This window comes from Actinomadura bangladeshensis, assembly GCF_004348335.1.
In the GTDB taxonomy this organism is placed as follows: domain Bacteria; phylum Actinomycetota; class Actinomycetes; order Streptosporangiales; family Streptosporangiaceae; genus Spirillospora; species Spirillospora bangladeshensis.
In genome coordinates this window covers 1-4160 of record NZ_SMJW01000417.1, presented here as the reverse complement: position 1 = coordinate 4160, position 4160 = coordinate 1, and the positions used below count along the sequence as shown (strand labels likewise).

The 4160-nt window shown below is 71.4% G+C and carries 5 protein-coding genes; 1 reads left to right on the top strand and 4 read right to left on the bottom strand.

Annotated elements, in window-relative coordinates; genetic code table 11:
- The 3 genes from E1284_RS38975 to mshA all read right to left on the bottom strand — a co-directional run.
- On the bottom strand, positions 1–772 hold a 772-nt coding region (locus E1284_RS38975; protein WP_131945156.1), incomplete at its 3' end, for a phosphoglyceromutase.
- 28 nt (positions 773–800) lie between these two features.
- On the bottom strand, positions 801–1292 hold the full coding sequence (locus E1284_RS38970) for a type III secretion system chaperone family protein (RefSeq protein WP_131945155.1): 492 nt from the start codon (positions 1290–1292) through the stop codon (positions 801–803).
- A complete protein-coding gene (gene mshA, locus E1284_RS38965; protein ID WP_131945154.1) occupies positions 1289–2611 on the bottom strand; it encodes a D-inositol-3-phosphate glycosyltransferase in 1323 nt (440 codons plus the stop codon). The genes E1284_RS38970 and mshA overlap by 4 nt, the downstream gene beginning before the upstream one ends.
- A 149-nt stretch (positions 2612–2760) precedes the next feature.
- On the opposite strand from mshA, the gene E1284_RS38960 reads away from it, so the two are divergent.
- The gene (locus tag E1284_RS38960) at positions 2761–3519 is read left to right on the top strand and encodes an SDR family NAD(P)-dependent oxidoreductase (RefSeq protein ID WP_131945153.1); all 759 of its coding nucleotides are present in this window, start codon (positions 2761–2763) and stop codon (positions 3517–3519) included.
- A gap of 4 nt (positions 3520–3523) precedes the next feature.
- Here E1284_RS38960 and E1284_RS38955 read toward each other — a convergent pair.
- Positions 3524–4160 (bottom strand): hypothetical protein (locus tag E1284_RS38955; RefSeq protein WP_243715011.1); only part of this gene is annotated, 637 nt, incomplete at its 5' end.

Sequence of the window (4160 nt, the reverse complement as noted above, 5' to 3'; positions counted from 1 at the left end):
GGGTGGGGGGCTTGGGGCCGTCCTTCTTGGCGGCGCCCTGGTTCTTGACGGCCTCGATCGCGGCCTTGGCGGCGGCCGGGTCGAGGTACTCGCCGCCGCGCTTGAGCGGGGCGAAGTCGTCGTCCAGCTCGTAGACGAGCGGGATGCCGGTCGGGATGTTGAGGCCGACGATCTGCTCGTCGGAGATGTCGTCCAGGTGCTTGACCATGGCGCGGAGCGAGTTGCCGTGCGCGGCGACCAGGACGGTCTTGCCGGCGGCCAGGTCGGGGACGACCGAGTCGTACCAGTACGGCAGCAGGCGGTCGACGACGTCGGCGAGGCACTCCGAGCGCGGGATCAGCTCGGACGGCAGCTCGGCGTACCGCAGGTCGTTGACCTGGGACAGCGGGTCGTCGTCCTTGATCGGCGGCGGCGGGGTGTCGTAGGAGCGGCGCCAGGTCATGAACTGCTCTTCGCCGAACTCCTCGCGCGTCTGCGCCTTGTTCTTGCCCTGGAGGGCGCCGTAGTGGCGCTCGTTCAGCCGCCAGGAGCGCTTCACCGGGATCCAGAGGAGGTCCGCGACGTCCAGGGCGATGTTGGCGGTGCGGATGGCCCGCTTCAGCAGGGAGGTGTGGACCACGTCGGGGGTGATGTCGGCGTCGAGCAGCAGGTCGCCGCCGCGGGTCGCCTCGCTCTCGCCCTTCGTGGAGAGGTCGACGTCCACCCAGCCGGTGAACAGCCCTTCCGCGTTCCAGACGCTTTCGCCATGCCGGAGCAATACCAAGGTCGCCATGCTCCAGAGCCTATCGGCCCCGGGCGGGTCACTCGCGGTTGGCCGGGTCCGCGAAGGAGGCGAACGCCTGGAGGTTGGCGAGGCTCTCGCCGCGCTTGACCCGCCAGTCCCACTCGCGCTGGATGGACGTCTTGAACCCGCGTTCGAGGGCCTTGTCGAAGTTCTCGTCGGAGTAGGTGAGGACGCAGCCGAGGATGCGGTCGATCTCGTCCGGGGAGATGGACTCCAGGGGCAGCTTGCCGACGAGGTGGACGTCGCCGACGTCGTCCAAGGCGAAGGCGACCCCGTACATGCGGCCGTTCTTCTCCAGGAGGAACCGGTAGAACTCGGCGTGGTTCTCGTCGGGACGGCGGCAGAAGAACGCCTCGACGTGCAGGGAGTGGTCGCCGACGATCAGCCATGTCATGGTGGCGAGCTTGTGCTGGCCGGGGAGCTTGACGAAGAACGCGTTCTCGCGCGGCTCGTCGAACTCCAGCTCGGCCGCCTTCAGCGTCTCCCTGATCGTTTCGACGGGGCTCAAGCGGTGACCTCCGCAGCGACGGAAACCGGAACGGCCGGAATGGACATGGCACCGGTATACACGTCGAGCAGGCGGTCGACGGTGGCGTCCCAGCCGAAGCCGGCCGCGTGTCGGACGGCCCCGCGCGACAGCCGGGCGTGCCGGCCGGGTTCGGCGTGCAGGCGGCGCAGGACGGCGGCGTAGTCGGCCGGGTCGTGCCCGGAGATCAGCACGCCGGACTCGCCGTCCGCGACGGCCGTGCACAGGCCGCCGACGCGGGAGGCGACGACGGGCGTCCCGCACGCCTGGGACTCGACCGCGACGAGCCCGAACGACTCGCTGTGGGACGGGACGACGGTGACGTCCGCGGCCCGGTACCAGTCGGCCAGCTCGTGCTGCGGGCTCGGCGGCTCGAAGCGCATGACGTCGGAGATGCCGAGCCGCGCGGCGAGGGACTGGAGCCCCTCGGGACGGCAGCGGCCGGAACCGGACGGGCCGCCGACGACCGCGACGACGAGCTTGGAGCGCAGCGCCGGGTCGTCCGCGAGCATGCGGGCGACGGCGCGCAGCAGGACGTCGGGTGCCTTGAGCGGCTGGATCCGGCCGACGAACAGCAGCACGTACGCGTCCCTGGGCAGGCCGAGCCGGCGCCGGGCGGGGCCGGTGCGGTGCGGGAGGAGGCCGGTGCTGCGGGCGAGGATCGGCGACTCGGGGCGGAACATCGACAGGTCGACGCCGGGGCTGACGGTCGCCACGCGGGACGGGTCGGCGCCGTAGAGGCCGACGAGTTCGTGGGCCTCTTTGGCGGTGTTCGCCACGAGATGGTCGGACGACGCCACGACCTGCTCCTCACCGAGGACGCGCTCGGCCGGTTCCGGCTTGTCGTCGTCGGCGAGGGCGGCGTTCTTGACCTTCGCCATCGTGTGCATGGAGTGGACGAGCGGCACGCCCCACCGCTGCTTGACCGCCCATCCGGCCTGGCCCGACAGCCAGTAGTGCGTGTGGAGGAGGTCGTAGTGCCCGGGGTCGTGGGCCGCCTCGACGCGCAGCACCCCGGAGGTGAAGCCGCAGAGGTGGCGGGGCAGCTCGGTCTTGTCGAGCTCCTCGAACGGCCCGGCGACGACGTTGCGCACCAGGACGCCCGGGGCGAGTTCGACGACCGGCGGCAGAGCCCGCGATGTCGCCCGGGTGAAGATGTCGACTTCCACGCCCCTCGCGGCCAGCCGCTTGGCGACCTCGACGATGTAGACGTTCATGCCGCCCGCGTCGCCGGTACCAGGTTGGTCAAGGGGGGAAGTATGAACACTGACCGTCGCAACCCGGTTGATACGACGCGACACTGCACACCACCTCCGGTAGTGCAACCTATCGACCGTGTCAGGTGTTCCCTCAGCAAGGGGGACAACCGTGACAAACCGCCACAGTGATCGACCTCACCGGTCCCCGCCCGCCCGGCGGTGCCGCGTCCGGCGTCTGGGACCCTGGACGCATGCGTAAGACCGCGATAGTGACCGGAGCAAGCAGCGGGATCGGGGCCGCCACGGCGAAGCGCCTGGCCGCGGAGGGGTTCAACGTCGTCCTCGCCGCGCGGCGCCGCGACCGCCTCGACGCCCTCGCCAAGGAGATCACCGAGTCCGTGCCGGGCGCCGGCCGGGTCGCGCCCGTCACCCTGGACGTGACCTCGCAGGAGTCGGTGGACGCGCTCGCGGCGGCGGTCGACACCTGCCATGTGCTGGTCAACAACGCGGGCGGCGCCGTCGGCCTCGACAGCGTCGCGACCGCCGACCTCGCCGACTGGCAGACGATGTACGACACCAACGTCCTCGGCCTCGTGCGGGTGACCAAGGCGATCCTGCCCAAACTGATCGAGAGCGGCGTCGGCCATGTGGTGAACGTCACCTCGCTCGCCGCGCACGTCCCGTACGAGGGCGGCGGCGGGTACAACGCGGCCAAGCACGCAGCCTACGCGGTCAACGACGTGATGCGGCTGGAACTGTGCGCCGAGCCGGTCCGGATCACCGAGATCGCGCCGGGGCTGGTGAAGACGGAGGAGTTCTCGCTGGTCCGGTTCCGCGGGGACGAGGAGCGCGCCGCCAAGCCGTACGAGGGCGTCCCGGAGCCGCTGGTCGCCGAGGACGTCGCCGACTGCATCGCCTGGGCCGTCACCCGTCCGCCGCACGTCAACATCGACCGGATCGACGTCCAGCCGCGCGTGCAGGCGGCCCCCTACAAGCTCCACCGCGAGTGAGGCTTCACCGGACGTTGGGCGCCGGCGGCGCGACCGCCTTCCAGGGGAAGGTGACCTCGCCGAGGCGCCACCGGTGTCGTCCGCCATAGGGAGGACGCGTAAGAACCGGGTGGGTCTGCGCCAACAGGGACACGGCCTCGACCCAGCGCGCGCGGGGGCCGAACGCCGAGTGCGGCGCGGCCGTCGCCCAGCAGCGGTCGAACGCGGTCAGCAGGGCGTGGACGGGTTCCCCTGGCACGTTCCGGTGGATGAGCGTCTTCGGCAGCCGCTCCGCCAGCGCGGACGGACGGTCCAGCGAGGGCAGATGGGCCGCGAACGTGATGGTCTGGGGGCCGTCCTTGGTGATGGTCACCCAGACCGCCCGGCGCCCTATCTCGTCGCACGTCCCCTCCACGAGGACGCCCGAGGGCGCGAGGCGTGCGCGCAGATCGTCCCATGCGTGCCAGGCCGCCGGCTCGTCGTACTGCCGCAGCACGTTGAAGGCCCTGACCAGCGCGGGCGGCCGCGGGACCGGCAGCTCGAACCCGCCGCGAAGGAACGACAGCCCGTCGTACGCGCCCGGACCGCCGCGCCCTTTCGGGCCTCCGGCTCCTTTTGGAGCTCCTTTCGCACCTCCGGCCCGCCTCGGCGGGGGCGGGTCC